Source organism: Clostridium sp. UBA2485, from assembly GCF_002341865.1.
GTDB lineage: Bacteria > Bacillota > Clostridia > Clostridiales > Clostridiaceae > Clostridium_J.
Genome location: NZ_DDOV01000074.1, coordinates 66,276 through 84,032, shown reverse-complemented (window position 1 = coordinate 84,032; position 17,757 = coordinate 66,276). Strand labels below are relative to the sequence as shown.

General features: G+C 26.6%; 17 protein-coding genes and 1 riboswitch. Of the genes, 7 read left to right on the top strand and 10 right to left on the bottom strand.

The window, feature by feature from the left end:
- Positions 1 to 103: 103 nt before the first annotated feature.
- The gene (locus B3603_RS15265) at positions 104 to 1,345 is read right to left on the bottom strand and encodes a DUF438 domain-containing protein (protein ID WP_291566457.1); all 1,242 of its coding nucleotides are present in this window, start codon (positions 1,343 to 1,345) and stop codon (positions 104 to 106) included.
- Between the two features lie 20 nt (positions 1,346 to 1,365).
- Positions 1,366 to 1,590, bottom strand: a complete 225-nt coding sequence (locus tag B3603_RS15260; protein ID WP_291566455.1) for a DUF1858 domain-containing protein — start codon at positions 1,588 to 1,590, stop codon at positions 1,366 to 1,368.
- A 395-nt stretch (positions 1,591 to 1,985) separates the two neighbouring features.
- Here B3603_RS15260 and B3603_RS15255 point away from each other — a divergent pair, with 395 nt between their 5' ends.
- Positions 1,986 to 3,143, top strand: a complete 1,158-nt coding sequence (locus B3603_RS15255) for a sensor histidine kinase (RefSeq protein WP_291566453.1) — start codon at positions 1,986 to 1,988, stop codon at positions 3,141 to 3,143.
- A gap of 144 nt (positions 3,144 to 3,287) precedes the next feature.
- Here B3603_RS15255 and B3603_RS15250 read toward each other — a convergent pair whose 3' ends face one another.
- Both B3603_RS15250 and B3603_RS15245 read right to left on the bottom strand, forming a co-directional pair.
- The gene (locus tag B3603_RS15250) at positions 3,288 to 3,797 is read right to left on the bottom strand and encodes a hypothetical protein (protein WP_291566451.1); all 510 of its coding nucleotides are present in this window, start codon (positions 3,795 to 3,797) and stop codon (positions 3,288 to 3,290) included.
- A gap of 5 nt (positions 3,798 to 3,802) precedes the next feature.
- Complete coding sequence (locus B3603_RS15245; RefSeq protein ID WP_291566450.1) at positions 3,803 to 4,204, bottom strand: DUF4430 domain-containing protein; 402 nt, start codon at positions 4,202 to 4,204, stop codon at positions 3,803 to 3,805.
- Between the two features lie 298 nt (positions 4,205 to 4,502).
- Positions 4,503 to 4,684: riboswitch (cobalamin riboswitch) on the bottom strand.
- 279 nt (positions 4,685 to 4,963) lie between these two features.
- Between B3603_RS15245 and B3603_RS15240 the strand changes: the two genes are divergently transcribed.
- Positions 4,964 to 5,734: an exodeoxyribonuclease III gene (locus B3603_RS15240; RefSeq protein WP_291566448.1), complete on the top strand. Its 771-nt coding sequence runs from the start codon at positions 4,964 to 4,966 to the stop codon at positions 5,732 to 5,734.
- Between the two features lie 432 nt (positions 5,735 to 6,166).
- A complete protein-coding gene (locus B3603_RS15235) occupies positions 6,167 to 6,538 on the top strand; it encodes a hypothetical protein (RefSeq protein WP_291566446.1) in 372 nt (123 codons plus the stop codon).
- Positions 6,539 to 6,661: 123 nt separating this feature from the next.
- Here the strand turns inward: B3603_RS15235 and B3603_RS15230 are convergent, their stop codons facing one another.
- The 3 genes from B3603_RS15230 to B3603_RS15220 form a co-directional block, all read right to left on the bottom strand.
- Positions 6,662 to 7,189, bottom strand: coding sequence for a permease (locus B3603_RS15230; RefSeq protein WP_291566444.1), 528 nt, complete (start codon positions 7,187 to 7,189; stop codon positions 6,662 to 6,664).
- Positions 7,190 to 7,193: 4 nt separating this feature from the next.
- Positions 7,194 to 7,673, bottom strand: a complete 480-nt coding sequence (locus B3603_RS15225) for a permease (protein WP_291566442.1) — start codon at positions 7,671 to 7,673, stop codon at positions 7,194 to 7,196.
- 271 nt (positions 7,674 to 7,944) lie between these two features.
- Positions 7,945 to 9,387: an amino acid permease gene (locus B3603_RS15220; RefSeq protein WP_291566440.1), complete on the bottom strand. Its 1,443-nt coding sequence runs from the start codon at positions 9,385 to 9,387 to the stop codon at positions 7,945 to 7,947.
- 934 nt (positions 9,388 to 10,321) lie between these two features.
- Between B3603_RS15220 and B3603_RS15215 the strand changes: the two genes are divergently transcribed.
- Positions 10,322 to 11,650: an APC family permease gene (locus B3603_RS15215; protein WP_291566437.1), complete on the top strand. Its 1,329-nt coding sequence runs from the start codon at positions 10,322 to 10,324 to the stop codon at positions 11,648 to 11,650.
- A gap of 63 nt (positions 11,651 to 11,713) precedes the next feature.
- Here B3603_RS15215 and B3603_RS15210 read toward each other — a convergent pair whose 3' ends face one another.
- The 3 genes from B3603_RS15210 to B3603_RS15200 form a co-directional block, all read right to left on the bottom strand.
- Positions 11,714 to 12,964 (bottom strand): aminopeptidase P family protein, encoded by a 1,251-nt coding sequence (locus B3603_RS15210; protein WP_291566435.1) that lies wholly within the window; start codon positions 12,962 to 12,964, stop codon positions 11,714 to 11,716.
- A 157-nt stretch (positions 12,965 to 13,121) separates the two neighbouring features.
- A complete protein-coding gene (locus B3603_RS15205; protein WP_291566433.1) occupies positions 13,122 to 14,162 on the bottom strand; it encodes a S66 family peptidase in 1,041 nt (346 codons plus the stop codon).
- Positions 14,163 to 14,691: 529 nt separating this feature from the next.
- A complete protein-coding gene (locus tag B3603_RS15200) occupies positions 14,692 to 15,015 on the bottom strand; it encodes a thioredoxin family protein (RefSeq protein ID WP_291566431.1) in 324 nt (107 codons plus the stop codon).
- A gap of 444 nt (positions 15,016 to 15,459) precedes the next feature.
- On the opposite strand from B3603_RS15200, the gene B3603_RS15195 reads away from it, so the two are divergent.
- The 3 genes from B3603_RS15195 to B3603_RS15185 are packed head-to-tail and all read left to right on the top strand — an operon-like array spanning position 15,460 to position 17,683.
- The gene (locus B3603_RS15195) at positions 15,460 to 16,281 is read left to right on the top strand and encodes an ABC transporter substrate-binding protein (RefSeq protein WP_291566429.1); all 822 of its coding nucleotides are present in this window, start codon (positions 15,460 to 15,462) and stop codon (positions 16,279 to 16,281) included.
- Positions 16,282 to 16,317: 36 nt separating this feature from the next.
- Positions 16,318 to 16,974 carry an amino acid ABC transporter permease gene (locus B3603_RS15190; RefSeq protein ID WP_291566427.1) on the top strand — a complete coding sequence of 219 codons (657 nt, stop codon included), beginning with the start codon at positions 16,318 to 16,320 and terminating at the stop codon, positions 16,972 to 16,974.
- Entirely contained in the window at positions 16,961 to 17,683 is a 723-nt protein-coding gene (locus B3603_RS15185) for an amino acid ABC transporter ATP-binding protein (RefSeq protein WP_291566426.1), read from the top strand. Before B3603_RS15190 ends, B3603_RS15185 begins: the two co-directional genes overlap by 14 nt.
- The last annotated feature ends 74 nt before the right edge of the window (positions 17,684 to 17,757 follow it).

Sequence of the window (17,757 nt, the reverse complement as noted above, 5' to 3'; positions counted from 1 at the left end):
TATATAAAGCAGATTATTAAATTTCATATATTTTTTTAAATTCCTATAGAATTATATAAAATTTTTTCTTCTATGTCAATAACTATTAAAAGTTATATATAAATTATTGTGATAATAACCTCTTCTCACCAGTTATTTCTTGAATGGACTTTATATTTTGAGTTACTTCTAATGTCCCCATATATTCATCCTTTTCATTTTTGATTGCAAAATATCTTATATATACATATAATTCTCCCATTTTAATCCAAAATTCCTCACTGTGCTTCTTTCCAGATTTAAAATCTTTAAGCATTTGTTCTACAATATGAACACTTGCAGGTGGATGGCAATTTTGAACAGTTCTTCCAATTACAGATTTAGTTCTTGCAAATATCCTCTCTTGGCTTTGAGAAAAATATTTTACTACATCATCTTTATCAATAAAAGTAATATCTACTGGTAAATGATTAAATATAGCTGATAATTCCTCTATATTCAAAATTCCTGTATCTAATTTAATATACTCTTTTTCAAATCTATTATCTTCTTTTGCATATTCCATAGCCATTCGCTGAGGTTTCCACTTTTCTACTACATCTATTAAGCAATATCCTATTTCATCACTATCTTCCATTATTTCAACCCATTCATCTTCTGTTAAAGTTTCTAGCAATAATGGAAATAATATATTTTCTTCCTTAAAGATCATATCTAAAATTTTTGTTGTAATGATATTAATTTTTTCTTCCAGCACTTCTATATCACCATTGAAATTAATCAAAATATCTTTTATCTCTTTTATATCTCTTCTTATTTCATCATCTACAGCCCACATAACTTTAGGTGGAACTGTAATTTTATATTTTTCCATGTAAGGAAATAATATATTTTCTTTTCTACTATAGTGTTTGTCTATATCCCATAGTAAATTAAATTCTTCTAATAGCTTTAGTAAATTTTCATTGGTATTTTCCTTTTTATATAATACTAAAGCTTGTAATATATTCTTATTTAAAAGGTTTTCTATTGCTAGGTTCTCCATTTTTAAAGTATAGATAGGATGTCCTTTACTATTTTCAGGTCTTTCATCTCTATGAATTTCTTCAATTGAGCCTTTAAATACTTCAGCATGAACATCACATAATCTTTGAATCTCTTCTACTTTCATTCCTTCTTTTATTAAGGCTGCTTCCATTTCAGATATTTCATTTACAGAAACATTTTTTATAAGAGTTTCAAATTCTTCTTTGACTTCTTCTACACTTTTTCCATTATGCAAATCTTTTATTATTTTCTTTAACCTTTCCGCTCTCTTATTTTTATTTATTTTTTTATTCTCTCTATTATTTATAATCTCACTCATATGCTCTACCTCCTTTTCCATTAAACTATATGATAACCTTCTTTTATTAGCTTTTCTTTAACTTCATTTATGTCATAACCTTTTATTTTCGCACCTTTAGGAATGGTCATAATTCGACCAACTGTATTTAGCATTTTATCATCAGCTATATTTTCAAATCCTATACTTTTTAACCTTTCTTTAAGCCTAGAATTTTCCTTGCATAGCTCATAAATAGTTTTATTCATATCTAATATGTTCTTCATACTTCACCTTCTTTTTAAGAATATATCTTAATTTATTAATTCAAGTATAAGAAAGATCTCTCTAATAAACTGTGATTTAAATCAAAATTTTAAAATAGAGTAAATGTAAAAAAATTTTCTACTAAATTTTGATACAATATTTCAAATATCTTATTTATAATAAGTAAAAACAATTTAAGCTTTACACAATTTTAATACAACAAAGTAAACCTATTAATTTTTGGGAATATATGTAATAATATTCCATAGCATATTATCTTTAATAGAATAAATGCTTATAAATACAGCATTTATTTATTGTTCATCTTTTATTTTCAATCTGCGCAATATTTTACATAATATTTACAATAATGGTGATATAATAAAATATATTTGATACTAAAAGGTGATGTAATGTGAATGATGTAAATTTAATGTTAAACAATGAAGACTTATCAGAGATGCTAAATGCCTTAGAAAATTTAAATGAAGTAGGTGATTATGAATATGTCTTTAAAAAAAATGTTGCAAAATTCTCAGAAGAACTTAGTAAGGTAGTTGGTTGTAATCAAAAAAAGCTCATGTTAACTGCACTAGAAATTTTATATGAACATATTCATCCTAGTGACTTAATTTATTTATATTACAAAAGTAAAAAACTTAAAAAAAATAAAAGTTATAACTCAAAATACAAATTATCAGAAATAATTGAAGATGATATATACATATATAGTAAAGATACATACGGTAAAAATAATATTCTTTTAAAAGAAGCCTTAGAGTATAGTAATCTTAAAACAGAATTTTTATCAAATATGTCTCATGAACTTAGAACACCCTTAAATAGTATATTTAGTTCTATTCAACTCTTTAAGGTATATCTTGATAATGAAGATAATTTAAAAAGTAAAGAAAAACTATATAATTATGTTAATATAATGAAACAAAACTGCTATAGACTCTTAAGATTAATCAACAATCTCATCGATTCCACAAAAATTGATGCTGGATTTTTATCTTTAAATATGCATGATCAAGACATAATTTGCATAATAATAAACATCTGTAATTCTATTAAAAATTATATAGAAAGTAAAGATTTAATCTTTACCTATCATAGTACAATTACTAGTAAAATAATGAGCTGTGATGCTGAAAAAATAGAGCAAATAATTTTAAATTTATTATCTAATGCTGCAAAGTTCTCAAAGCCTCATGGTAAAATTCAGCTGAACATCTCTGAAAATAATGGTAACCTAATCATTTCGGTAAAGGATAATGGTATAGGCATCCCTAAAGAAAAACAAAGGATAATCTTTAATAGGTTTAGACAAGTACAGCCTCTTATGAACAGAAATCATGAAGGTAGTGGTATAGGCCTTTCCATTGTGAAATCTCTGGTAGAAATGCATAATGGTGAAATCTCTGTTATAAGTGAAGAAAATGTAGGAAGTGAATTTATAGTGGAAATTCCTATATTACAAAATAAAAATTGTAATTATAGTGAAAATAAACAAATAAATTTTAACCCTATAGAAAAGATATATATGGAATTTTCCGATATATATAATTAATAAAGCATTTTGATTGATGAATTATCTTTATAATTAAATAAAATAAACCTTCTTGTAAATGATGTTTAGTAACTCCATTTAATTACAAGAAGGTTTTTTACTCTTTTAATATGATACCTAAATTTAAGCAATAAAATTTTAAAATTAATAACTTTTGCACTCTTCTTTATTTAGCCTTACTAATAATTTATAAATATGTTCTCCTAATAGCATCATTGCCAGATAATTTCCTACCATATGAATTATATCATAAGGTATTCCTCTTATCCAATAAGCAACAGCAAAACTAAGATCATTTAATATTATATAAGGAAGGGCAAAAAGCATACCAAAGATTAAGCCGAAAACTCCTGAAAATATAGACCAAAGTAAAAAGTTTTCTTTATTTATCCTTGTAAATAATAATGTCAGTATAACTAATAATGGCCAAACAGAAACATAGCTAAACCACCATAATCCAATTCCGTAGATTAACCCTTCTATAAGAATAAATAATAGTGCTATAATTATAGCTTTTTTCCTAAATACAAGTGTATAAACAATTAAAAGCATTGATACAAGTTCTACATTCGGTAAAAAGCTTAAAAACATTTTTGATACTGTGATTATTGAAGATAATAACACTATTATAATTAACTCTCTGGTTTTATTCATAATATTTACCAGCCTGTTGTAAATATAAACTCAAATCTATCTCCATCAGCTATCGGAGTTTCGTCTATTCCTGCTGTTGCATCCACTCCGTTTATTGTAAGTTTCCACCACTCTTGTTTATTCTTATCTGCTAAAATTCCATCTACTTTATTTACATATCTTCCAAATTGTGATTTTTCTGCATCTATTATCTTCATCTCATCCAATGTCTTTCCTAAAAATTCAGCATCTGTTGAATGTTTATGTTCTTTTTCATATTTATCTTTTTCAGATTTAACAATTACTGTTATATTTTTATTTCCTTTAACGGTTTCAACTTTTGCAAATTTTCCATAAGCGAAATAACCTACAACAGCAATAAGTAAAATTAAAATAGTTGTTATAATCCTTTTATTGTTATTCTTCATAACTATATCCTCCTATATTTTCTATATAAATTAAGTCGATATAAGCCCCTGACTAATCAATTTCTATTTAGCTATATTCAAAAATAACTAGTCAATATTTTGATATATTTTCTTTCAGATATCCTAGCTGATTCCATAATAGTTTCTATTTTAAAATAGAAACAACTCGTGTATTGCTCCTTTCTATATTTTTATTTAAATTCTATGTATTACAAAATAAAAAACTCTCTTTCTTTAAAGGTAAAAGAAAGAGAGTGGCTTTCTGTAAAACTAAACCAACTCTTCCCTCCGAAGAAAAGCTTGAATATACTGTTTAATAAGTATCCTGGCTCTCGTTTCAACCTCAAAGCGTCTTCCCAGATAAATTCCAGTGACTATTGCTCTTTGTCCACGATTACAGTAGCGGGGGCTGCTATGGCTTAAAACCATATTCCTTACAGAACAGCAAATATTAACTTAATTAAATTCTATCATATGAAAATTTAACTTTCAATAAATCTAGTGAATAAGTACACTATTTAAAAGAGATTAAATTTTTATATTGATAAGAATTATCAATTTGTCTTTATTAATACACTATTAAACTATATAATGATAGAAAAGATGAAAATTAATCATTATAGTAATATTAAAATATTTATATATACTATTATAACAAAATTTTTATTAATTATTATTTATATTTTATCTTATTAAATATTTTAAAATTGAGATATATTTTATAAATTTATCTCAAATACTTATGAGGGGAGTTTTACAATGAAAATTTACTCATGGAATATAAATGGTCTTAGAGCCATGTTAAAAAAAGATTTTATTCCTTGGATAATGGAATCATCACCTGATATATTATGTATTCAAGAAACTAAGCTTCAAGAAAATAATTTAGATGAAAACATAACTAATATTGAAGGCTACTATTCATATTTTTCTCATGGAATAAAAAAAGGATATAGCGGAGTTGCAATTTACACTAAAACAAAACCAAAATCTATAAAAAACGGTATTGGTATTGAAAGATTTGATATAGAAGGACGTATATTAATTGCTGAATATGAAGGCTTTACTCTTATGAATATCTATTTTCCTAATGGTCAATCTTCTGAAGAAAGACTTGAATATAAAATGGAATTTTATGATGCTATATTAGATTTTTGTAATATTGAAGTATCAAAAGGTACTAATTTAATAATTTGTGGCGATTATAATACTGCTCATACTCCTATTGATATAAAAAATGCTAAAGCTAATGAAAAGACCTCTGGTTTTCTACCAATGGAAAGAGCTTGGATAGACAAATTTATATCAAATGGATACATTGATACCTTTAGATATATAAATCCAGATAAAATAAAATATAGTTGGTGGAGCTACAGATTTAAGGCTCGTGAAAGAAATGCCGGATGGAGAATAGATTATTTCTTTGTTTCAAGGAACATGGTTAATCGAGTTTTAAAGGCAGAGATTTTAAATGAAGTTCTAGGTTCAGACCACTGTCCTATAACTTTAGAAATTGAAAGTCGTGATTAAGATCACGGCTTTTAATTTATATACTCTTTAAATATTAAAAATATTACAAAGTAATAATTATTTTATATTTAAGTATATTATATTTTTCTTTTCATAAAATATTTTTATAATAAAAACATAAAATATGATATAATTTATATTTAAATATGAAAAGTAATTATAGTTTATTTAACATTAAAGTTTTCTATTATTTATAATGAACTTATTATAATTGGGAAATATATTAATTATAATAGTATAAATCTTATAGCTATATCTAAAATTATATGTTTATTATATATTTATAAATTTTAATTAACATTAATTTTTTATAAATATTATAAAGTATTTTAACATAATGTTTAAAATATATATATGTATAAAATTTGAAAAATTTTCAAATAACTATTAAAATATATTTAATAGTTTAATTATAAGTAAGGAGTGAGAATTATGATGATAAAATTAACTGTTAAAAATCTTATTAATCTAGGCTTATGGGGCAGACTGTGTGAGTATAAGGGATGGGATAAGCATATTGTAAGAGACGGGTTAATTTCATTAGATAGCGAAGTTGAGTTTGATGATGAATTTTTAAAGAAAGATGTCGTTCCAATAGATCAATTAAAAATGTTTTTATTTAATATAAATAGTGATGTAGCAGTTTATTGTGGAATAATGCTAGCAAGAGATTTAGGGGATGCTAAACTTAGGATAGGAACTATACACAATGTTATTAAAATCAATACTATAGAAGAGATAACTAAGGAACAATTATATAACTTTAAAAATATGCACCATGTCCTTTATAGAAAACAACTTTAATATTTTCTACTATAATGCAATACGTTTCAATTTATTTTATTAAATAATTTTTCATATTAATTTTAAAGCAATGAAAAACAATTCATTTCATACAAAAAGAATGAAGCATATCTATATAATGCTTCATTCTTTAAATTTGTTATAAATTTCTTCTAAATCATTTTTACTTAATATCCTTTCTATTAAGTATGCTAAAAATATAATACTAGGTAAATTTACTAAAAGTCTAGTAAAACTATATTTATATCCAAGTGCTGATAATTCAAATAAAAATGTTGGTATTTTTGTAGTACACCAAGCTCCCATAAAGACCATTATGTTACTAAATTTAGCTCCTTTTTTAATAAATACAGCAGTTATAGGAAAGGCTGCATATACAGGTCCTGCTGCTAATGAGCCTAATAATATAGCAAGGACTACTCCTAAAATTCCTGAGTTGTTTCCCATATATTTTATCATGGTTTCTCTAGGAACCCAAATATCTAAAAGTCCTAATAATAGCATTATAGGTGGCAATACTGCTAGCATTTGTTTAAAGGAATCCAGTGCTATTAACCCTATATTTTGACCCTTATTAAAGTCAAGTAAAGTTATTATTAAAGTTATAATTAATATTATTATAAAAAAAGAATATCGTTTTAGCCATTTCATAAAATCACCTCATCATAGTCCCTACAATAAATGCACTTACTATAGAATAAACAAAATAAATTATATTTCTAACTGCTGTTGCCTTTTTACCTATAAACTTTGCTTCCATAGTAAAAGTAAATATTCCAACAAACATGAAAGCAGAAATTAATGCTGTAACTTGAGTATAACCTGCTCCATTTTCTAAAAGTAATGCTGCTGTAGAAAAAGCTACAAATGTAGGTACTAAAGTTAATGAACCTATTATAGCTGCAGTTATCACACCAATGATTCCAGATTCTTCACCAATAATAGATGATATGTTCTCCGGTGATAATATAGTAAGTATAATCCCTACTATAAATATAATTCCTAAAAACTGTGGCATTATATTTTCAAAGGACTTTATTCCTATCAATAATGCACTTTTTGTTTTCTTCTTATCTTTTAAAAAAGAAATCAAATAAAGTACAATTACAGCTCCATAAAGCAAAAATGTAGTCATTACAAATCCTCCCTAGAAACTATTAAATCTTTATTATATTAATATTAAATTTATATTTATTAGTTCCTATATTTGTAAATTTGTAAATTTTCTTCAAATCAACTTTTTAATAAATTGTTAATTTTTTATAAAATATATAAAATTAAAGTCCACCTATTTAAAGATTTTAAGTTTCTAATAAAATATTTATTATAAAACTTAAATTCATATAAAATAGATGGACTCATAAATTATACTCTCTGTAATAATATTCAATAATTAAAAATATTTTTTAAAGTTCTGATATATTATTTTTCCTCTTAGCAATAAAAGGTAGTATTAACCCTAATCCTATAAGAACAAAAGGTGTTAATATATTAAGTGATATTTGAAAATACCATTCTGATGTAAAAGCTTCTAATCCCTTTGGGAACATACCCATAATGCATGCAAAAGCAGTAAAGACAAAACACCATAATCCAACACCATAGGCTACCTTAGAATTTTTTATAAATCTATATTCTGAAGGATACTTTTCTGTATATTTTTTCCTTAAAAACATATACGCTAAGAATACCCATAAATATCTTAGTGGCATAACTATTGAGTTTAGGTCTAATAACCAGTTGAATAAAGTATTCATATCACCAATACCAAGTGCAGGTATTATTATTAGAATACTAACTAAAATTGCTGTGACTTTATATCCATTTATTGGTGCACCATATTTGTTAGTTTTAGTTAATGACTTTGGTATATACTCTGAATTTGCATCTCCTAATAATACTTTTAATGGTGCATCTATTGAAAATACTAATGCAGAAATTTGACCAGTCATATTAGCAAGAGCATATAGAATTAAGAAGAAGTTTCCTACTCCATAATATTCTCCCAACATTTTAAAGGCATAATATTGGCCATTCATCTTTAAATCTGCAGGAATGTTGTTTGCATCAAACATTATTGACATTGCAAATGAACCTAATAATGCTGATACTGCTACCATTATTGCAAGAACTATCATTCCTCTTGGAAAATCTTTTGATGGATTTTTAGTATTATTTACATATGGTGATAATTTTTCCGCACCACCAACTGCAAAAACTAACATTGATAATGTAGTAAAATATGCAAAATTAAATTCTGGCATAACTGAACTAAAGGTTATATTTGTTGTTGCAGGCTTAATTCCTCTCATTCCAGGTGCTGCAATTACTAATAATATATATAATAATGACATTACAAATATTGAAGTACCTGCTAAAGTTCCTATTCTTTTTAAAGATGTAATTCCTCTTGAAGCAATCCATAAAAATACTAAGAACACTACTAGTGATATTAATTGCAATGTTAGTGGATTAATTCCTTTAATGAAATCTCCGCTTTGTGATACTCCCCAACCTAATGCTATTAATACTGATTGAGGCTTTTGTGCTAAATAAGGTATATGCACAACCCAATAAGTCCATCCAGCTAGATAAGCTAATTTTTTACCCATAGTAGCGTCAATCCATCCACTTACACCTGAATTACTTTCTTTAAAAGTAGCTCCTAACTCTCCTACCATTAAAACATAAGGCACAAAATATAATCCTATAATTAATATCCAAGATACTATTACCTTTAATCCTTGGTTAGCAAAATTGTTAACAACATTACCAAAACCCCATACTGTAACAAAGGCCATTAGCGCAAGATTTTGCCATGTAAGCCTTTTAGCTTCGCTGTTACCCATAATATCATTCTCCTCTTATGTAAAAACATTTCATATAATAATATTTTTACTTAATTTTATTCATGTAAAAATATATTTCCCACAAGAATACTTTTTTATTAGACATGTAAAAAAATTAATTAATCAAAGATTTTAAGTATATTAAAATCCACTTTTATAACCGCCTTAAGACTTAATGTATAAGCCGATATAATTTCATCCTTTTTCACAAATAGTATTAATATAGTCATTCTATTTACTGTTTCTTATAATGCAGTATTTTGTAAATATATACTTGAACATTGATTAAATATTTTTTAAAAATGCCTTAATTATTTTACATGTTTCTAATAACTCTTTTCTATCATTAGAAACATTCAATTAAATTTTGTTATTTAATGAAAAATTTGGTTTAAACATGTTTAATCCTAGAATAAATTTACCATAATCAATAGGAATAGACAATGTAAACCAGTATTGTAAAATTATTCACCCTATTCGAAATATTATATCAAAAATAAAAATTCAATAAGACTGATTATAAATAATCAAAATTTAAATATATTTCATTATTACTTAAGATTATTACAACCTTGAAATGATGGCCATAATATTATGTTCTTAAGCTAGATTTTTCCTAAATAATCATATAAATTTTACCCTATATAAAATAAAATATAAATAACTAGTCCAATCTACACAATATTTCCTTTATTTAAATAAATTTAATGATATAATATGTTAGTCATAATAAATTTTTATAGAATATATTAAGTAGCATAAAACATATCTCAGTCTTCACTAGTTATTTTTGAATATACATAATTATAAGAAGTTTTTATATATAATAGTAAACTTATATATGGGCAAACTTTTTAAATATGTACAAAAGAATCAATATAATAATATTTTCGTAAAATATTATAATTTATATACTTAGAAAGGATGAAAATTGATGGAGAATTCAAATGAAAAAGTCTTAAAAAAAGAACTTGGATTATTTGATGCCATAACTATTGTATTAGGTATGGTTATAGGTTCAGGTATTTTTTTCAAACCTGCTATAGTTTTTAAAAATGCTGGTTCACCATTATTAGGTATATTAGCTTGGGTATCAGGAGGAATAATAGCTATGGCGTCAGGCCTAACCATTGCAGAAATTGCAGCAGCTATCCCTAAAACCGGCGGGTTATTCGTGTATCTTAAAGAGCTTTATGGAGAAAAATGGGCATTTTTATTTGGCTGGGTACAAACTGTTGTTTACCTGCCTGGAGCAGTTGCAGCCTTAGCTATTGTATTATCAACTCAAGCTACAGATTTTATTAATTTAAGCAGTACTTCTCAAAAGCTATTAGCCATGGGATTTATAATATTTCTTACAATAGTTAATATAATTTCTACAAAGTTAGGAAGTAAAATTCAAGGAATAGTAACTGTAGCAAAGCTTTTGCCGATTATAATTATAATAGTACTTGGCTTTATGAAAGGAACAGCTCAAAGTTTTAGCTTTAATCTAGGAGATTCAAGTAGTGTATCTGGTTTTGGTGCAGCTATATTAGGTACCCTTTGGGCTTATGATGGATGGATTAGTGTAGGAAATATGGCAGGAGAACTAAAAAACCCTAAAAAAGATCTTCCAAAATCTATTATATTAGGATTATCTATAACAATTATAGTTTATGCACTTATAAACCTAGCATTAATTAAAATAATACCAATAGAAGCGGTTATAACTTCAGAAAAACCAGCTTCTGATGCTGCAATGGTTTTATTCGGAAATAANNGAAATAATGGGGCTAAATTTATTTCTATCGGTATATTTGTTTCTATCTTTGGTGCTTTAAATGGATACATGATGACCGGTGTAAGAATTCCTTTTGCTATGGCTCAAGATAATCTAACACCTTTCAGTTCATTTTTCGGCAAAATAAATACTAAGTTTGGAACTCCAACAAATGCCTTTATATTCCAAGGATTTTTATCTTGTCTTTATGTTTTATCAGGTTCTTTTAATATGCTTACTGATTTAGTAATGTTTGTACTATGGATATTCTTTACTATGGGTGTTGCAGGAATATTTATCTTAAGAAGTAAATTTAAGGATATAGAGAGACCTTATCGCGTACCTCTTTATCCTATAATCCCTCTTGTAGGAATAGTTGGAAGTAGTTATATAATAATAAGTACATTGATAACTAACACTTCTTTTGCAATTTATGGAAGTATAATAACCTTATTAGGATTACCTGTATATTATTATGTTAAAAATAAAAATATAGCTTAATATGTAAATATAAAATCGGCTTACCGTAAGTAAGCCGATTTTATACTTTATTTTTATCTCTTATTATCTTTTATTTTTTGTCATAAATTCTTCTATTTCATCTATTTCTTTTATAATGTCTTTAGATAGATTTATGCAGCCATCTTCTGTCACAAGTAAGTCATCCTCTATTCTAATTCCAATGCCTTCTTCTGAAATATAAAGACCTGGCTCATTGGTTAAAATCATACCTGGTTGTAGTGGAATATTATAATGTCCAACATCATGAGTGTCTAATCCTAAAAAATGTCCAAAGGAGTGGAAATAATAATTCGATAATTCATTATCTTCTTTTATCAATCCAAGTTCTTTGCATCCTTTTGCAAGTTCTTTTTTAGATAACTCATTTATATCCTTCCACATAACTCCTGGTTTTACAGCTGCTTCAATAGCTTTTTGAGCTCTTAACACTACATCATAAACAGATTTTTGCCTTTCAGTAAATTTACCATTTATAGGAAAAGTACGAGAAATATCCCCATTATAAAGTTCATATTGTGCACCTAAATCAAGTAAAACTAAAGTTTCATCTTGAACTTTACAGTTATTCTCTACATAATGAAGTACTGTACCATTTTTTCCTGATCCTATTATGGTATTAAAAGCCGTATCCCTAACTCCATTTTTTCTTAAAGTATAATCAAAACATGCCTCAAGTTCATATTCCATCATGCCTGCTCTAGCATTTGACATCATGTTATATATTCCTTCTTTAGTTATATTAATAGCTTTTTTAATGAGTTCGATTTCTTCCTCAGATTTTATAACTCTTAAATTAGCAATATAATCAAATACATTTTTCACTTTAAAAAATGGATATCTTTCTAAAACTTCCTTTGCGAAATTTACTCCTTCACTATTGACCATATTATATTCTTGTCTTTCAAGATCCAAATATATATTTTCAATAATCATATCTCCACCAATTCTACCGAAAGATTCATGGAATTGATCTAAATACTTAATATTTTCTATACCAGTTAGCTCTTTAGATTCTTCTATAGATAACTTTTCTCCAATCCATCTAGCCATAACAGGGTCTTGCCTCTCTATAAAAAGGCTTTCTGATACTTGTCCATCTTGTTTCACTAACATAAATATAGCTTTTTCTCTTGGGAAACCAGCTATATAGTTAAAGTTCCTATTTTGTACAAATGGGTACTTGTCATCTGCAGACTTATATGGAGCATCTCCAGCGAAAAGTACTAAAACTGAATTATCTTCTAATTTTTCACTAAGGTTCTTTCTATTTTTTACAAAAAATTCTTTATTCATAATTACCTCCTATTTAAATACATTTATATGCTTTGAAATCAATATCTTTACTTAAGTATATAAAGAAAACAATTAGTAAAATATACGAATATATTTAGCATTTATTTTTCAATATACCTTAAAAAGATTTACGACTTTTAAATATCTTAATATATGTTTATGACTGAAATGGACTTTCTATTAAAGTAATTTCATTAGTATTAGGATTTAATCTAATACTAGTTCCTATAGGTAAAATTACTTTAGGATCAGTATGTCCAAAATCTACATCTACAACTATTGGCATGTAACTATTCTTAAACTCATCTCTAATAACTCTTAATATAATATTATTAAGTTCTTCTTTTTCTTCTTGTGAATAATCTTTAGCTCTACCAAAAATTATAGCTTTTGCTTTATCAAATATTCCTTGAATACCATAATTTCTTAACATGAATCCAACTTGGCTTGGAGAAGGCTTCTCCTCTGAAGTTTCAAAAAATAAGATTTTATCATGCCAAAACTCTTTACTTGGCCAATAGTCTGTTGATTTTAAAAATTCTAAAACCTCAATACACCCTCCCCATAATCTACCTTCCGTAACTTCTTTTCCTTGTAAAAATCTCCACCCCTCTTTATTATCATTAAATTCTGTGCATTGCCCTATTGTATCTTTATTTCTCCAATCTTTATAACCATCTACCCATTTTTCATAAGGTCTATATGAATAAGGTATTATTCCCTCAAACAATATTGCTTTAATATGATTTATATAAGATTTTGGAAGGTTTTCTAATTGGGCAAATCCTGCCATAACTGAAGGTCCATAAAAAGTAATCATACCTAACTGATTTAAATAAGTTAAAAAGGTAGTGGCATCTGAAAATCCCATAATAAATTTAGGATTATTTATTATTAAATCTTTATCTAAATATTTTAAAATTCTGACAGATTCATATCCACCTATAGATGTTATGATTCCATCAATACTGTCATCTTTAAAAGCATTGTTTATATCTTCTGCTCTTAGCCTTGGATTGTTATAAAGATCTTCCGGTGACATTCTAGCAGTTTTCATTTCAACTACTTCAAACCCTAATATATCTCTTAAATTCTTCAAGCCAAGCTCATAAATATCTGGAAACAAAAATGGTAAACCATTGGATGGTGATATAATTGCTATACGAGACCCCTCTTTTAATTTTCTAGGTTTTATCAAAATATCCTCCTCCTTAAGCCAGTATTTACATATTTATAAAAGCTTCACTCACAATAAAACTCCGATAAACACGGTAATAACGGTAGTAATTTTTTACTTAATTGCTTATATTTATATGATATTCTACTATAAACTATTTTAAAACACAACTTTTTCAATTTACAATGGGAAATTCACAATTAAAGAATTAAATTCCACTTAAATTCTTCATATTTAATACTTAATTCCTATAGTCTCTCCATAGTATTAGTTAAATTTATTGATTCTTGCTCCAAGATATACTGCACCTCAAGAGAACCCTTTCAGGGCTTCACTACTGTTCCCCAGAGGTAAAAAAACTAGCAATTATATTGCTAGTAAAAAAGTCTATTAAAGAAAATAGTTTAATTAAACTATTTTCCATCACAATTGTCCATTGATTAAAGCTGTGAATTGAAATATTTAAAGGTGCAGCTATATTGAGCTATAAATTATAGTTTATATACTATTTCCCCTTATAACTAAATTTAAATAGAACTTTATAAAAATATTAATTAAATAAATAATCATACCATCTTGAAATTTCAAACTCTAAGTTCTCAAAGTTAATAAATCTACTTTCTCTATGAATTTCCTTACCTTGTGCAAACATAATTATAGTTGGTACTGTAAATATGGTAAATTTTCCACTTGCTTTTATCATTGAGTCAATAAATATATGTTTATAATTTATATTAGGATATTTATTCACTAAATATTGTACCCTTGGATCTATAGAAATACAAACTCCACAATCTTTTGTTGAAGCTAAAATTAAAGATAATTTGTTATCTTTAATTGAATGTAATATTTCCTCTAAACTTTCACTATTCATATTTTATCTCCCAAATAATATTTTTTACTATTTTATAAATAAACAATTATTGAATTTTACAACCTCATATTATAAGTAAATATAATCATTGTCAAATATTACATCATAAATGAAATTCCATTTAAGCTACCTATAAATTTAATTATTTGAGAAATTCCTAAAATATACTAAAAATAAGATATAAATTTTCAATATAAATATGATTAAAATAAAAATTATAATTAAATTATCTAATATAATAAATGTATAGAATTATGAATAATATGTATAAATATTATTAAAATATAAATTATTTTCTGAATTTTTTCTTGAAAACCGTATAAAATAGCCCTTTTTTGTGCCAAAAATCAATTTTTAAAAGTTTTTTTAAAAAAGTATTGCATATTTATAATAAATATATGTATAATTATACTCAACGTAAAAATTGATTTAGGGGGATTAAAAATGAATAAAAATTTATTTAAAAAATTTATAGTAGCAACTATGGTAGGTGCAATGACATTTACTCTAATAGGATGCACTAAAAAAGAATCTGATACAGAAACAGTATCCATTTTAGAGAAAGTTAAGGAATCTAAGAAACTGGTTATTGGTACAAGTGCCGATTACCCACCTTATGAATTTCATAAAGAAATAAACGGTAAGGATGAAATTGTAGGCTTTGACATAACAATAGCAAAAGAAATTGCAAAAGATTTAGGCGTTGAATTAAAAATTAGTGATATGAGCTTTGATGGATTATTGCCTGCTCTTAAAACTAGTAAAATAGATATGGCTCTTGCTAGCATGAATCCTTCAGAGGAAAGAAAAGAGAGCGTTGATTTTTCAGATATCTATTATAAAGCACAGCATGGAATAATAGTTAGAAAAGAAGATAAAGATAAATACCCAGATTTAGATAGTTTAGCTGGTAAAAAGATAGGGGTACAAAAAGGTTCCATACAACAACAATTTGCTACATCTCAAATAAAAGATGCAGATCTTAAAGGTTTAAGTAAAATCACTGATTTAATAATGGAACTTAAAAACAATAAAGTAGATGCAGTTGCCATAGAATTACCAGTTGGTGAATTTTATACTGAAAGAAATCCTGATTTAGCAATGACAACTTGTGAATTTAAAACAGAGGAAGACTTAGGTGCAGCTATTGCAGTTAAAAAAGGTGAAGCAGATTTTATAGAAGAAATAAATAAAACTTTAAATAGACTTATAAAAGAAGGAAAAATATCTGAGTTTATTGTTGAAGCAAATAAAATGGTCGAATAATTGCTACTATAGAACTTTTGAAAGGAGGAAGACATTTTGGATTTTGGATTTTTAAGCAAATATTATCCTTTCTTTATAGAAGGAACAAAATTTACAATAATACTGGCATTTTTTACTGTTGTGTTTGGTACAATTTTAGGCTCTATATTAAGCCTTATGAAACTTAGTAAAAATAATTTTTTAAAATTTATCTCATCTTCTTATATAGAAATCGTAAGAGGAACTCCAATATTAGTTCAGTTATACATAGTCTATTATGGATTACCTTCATTAGGTATTCATTTTCCTGATATGGTAGCAGCGATAATAACCTTATCTTTAAATAGTGCTGCCTATATTGCAGAAATTGTACGAGCTGGTATAGATGCTGTAGATAAGGGTCAAAAAGAAGCTGCAAGGAGTTTAGGTATGTCAAATTCTTTAACTATGAGACTAATAATAATGCCTCAAGCTTTAAAGAATATATTACCTGCACTAGGTAACGAATTTATAACAATAATAAAGGAATCTTCAATAGTATCTGTTATAGGAATCGGTGAGCTTATGTATAAAGCAGATACAGTAAGAGGAAACACCGCTCAACCTTTCGAACCATTAATTGTTGTTGCAATTATTTATTTTGTATTAACATTTACTTTATCAAAATTACTAGGAGTAATTGAGAGGAGGATGAAGATAAGTGATAACCATTAAAGGATTAGAAAAACACTTTGGACACCATGAAGTTCTTAAAGGTATAGATGAGACTATAGAAAAAGGTGAAGTAGTTGTGGTTATAGGACCTAGCGGCTCAGGAAAAAGCACATTTTTAAGATGCTTAAACCTACTTGAAGCGCCTACTGCTGGAACAATAACATTTAAATCCACAGAAATAACGGATAAAAAAATTAATATAGATAAAATAAGAGAAAAAATGGGTATGGTGTTTCAACAATTTAATCTCTTTCCTCACAAAACCGTATTGGATAACATAACTCTATCACCAATTAATGTACAGGGCTTAAGCAAGGAAGAAGCCGAAAAGAAAGCAATGGCTTTACTAGAAAAAGTGGGTTTAAAGGATAAGGCTAAAGCCTACCCATCTTCATTATCTGGAGGACAAAAGCAAAGAATTGCCATAGCTAGAGCTTTAGCCATGGAACCTGAGGTCATGCTCTTTGATGAACCTACCTCTGCTCTTGATCCAGAAATGGTAGGAGAAGTTCTAAATGTTATGAAAGACTTAGCAAAAGAAGGAATGACTATGGTAATAGTTACTCATGAAATGAGATTCGCAAAAGAAGTTGGAGACAGAATTTTCTTTATTGATGGTGGGAATATTGTTGAAAAAGGAACTCCAAAGGAAGTTTTTGAAAACCCAAAGCATCCACGAACTAAAGATTTTCTATCAAAAGTATTATAAAGATATTTTAATAAGAATCCACCAGCTTAGCTGGTGGTATTTCTATGGTCCTATAAGTAAGGACATTTTACTAG

Bases quoted from the DNA above. Each gene is read 5' to 3' on its own strand.
- B3603_RS15265 (WP_291566457.1), bottom strand. From the start codon at position 1,345: ATGAGTGAGATTATAAATAATAGAGAGAATAAAAAAATAAATAAAAAT.
- B3603_RS15260 (WP_291566455.1), bottom strand. From the start codon at position 1,590: ATGAAGAACATATTAGATATGAATAAAACTATTTATGAGCTATGCAAG.
- B3603_RS15250 (WP_291566451.1), bottom strand. From the start codon at position 3,797: ATGAATAAAACCAGAGAGTTAATTATAATAGTGTTATTATCTTCAATA.
- B3603_RS15245 (WP_291566450.1), bottom strand. From the start codon at position 4,204: ATGAAGAATAACAATAAAAGGATTATAACAACTATTTTAATTTTACTT.
- B3603_RS15240 (WP_291566448.1), top strand. From the start codon at position 4,964: ATGAAAATTTACTCATGGAATATAAATGGTCTTAGAGCCATGTTAAAA.
- B3603_RS15235 (WP_291566446.1), top strand. From the start codon at position 6,167: ATGATGATAAAATTAACTGTTAAAAATCTTATTAATCTAGGCTTATGG.
- B3603_RS15230 (WP_291566444.1), bottom strand. From the start codon at position 7,189: ATGAAATGGCTAAAACGATATTCTTTTTTTATAATAATATTAATTATA.
- B3603_RS15225 (WP_291566442.1), bottom strand. From the start codon at position 7,673: ATGACTACATTTTTGCTTTATGGAGCTGTAATTGTACTTTATTTGATT.
- B3603_RS15220 (WP_291566440.1), bottom strand. From the start codon at position 9,387: ATGGGTAACAGCGAAGCTAAAAGGCTTACATGGCAAAATCTTGCGCTA.
- B3603_RS15210 (WP_291566435.1), bottom strand. From the start codon at position 12,964: ATGAATAAAGAATTTTTTGTAAAAAATAGAAAGAACCTTAGTGAAAAA.
- B3603_RS15200 (WP_291566431.1), bottom strand. From the start codon at position 15,015: ATGAATAGTGAAAGTTTAGAGGAAATATTACATTCAATTAAAGATAAC.
- B3603_RS15195 (WP_291566429.1), top strand. From the start codon at position 15,460: ATGAATAAAAATTTATTTAAAAAATTTATAGTAGCAACTATGGTAGGT.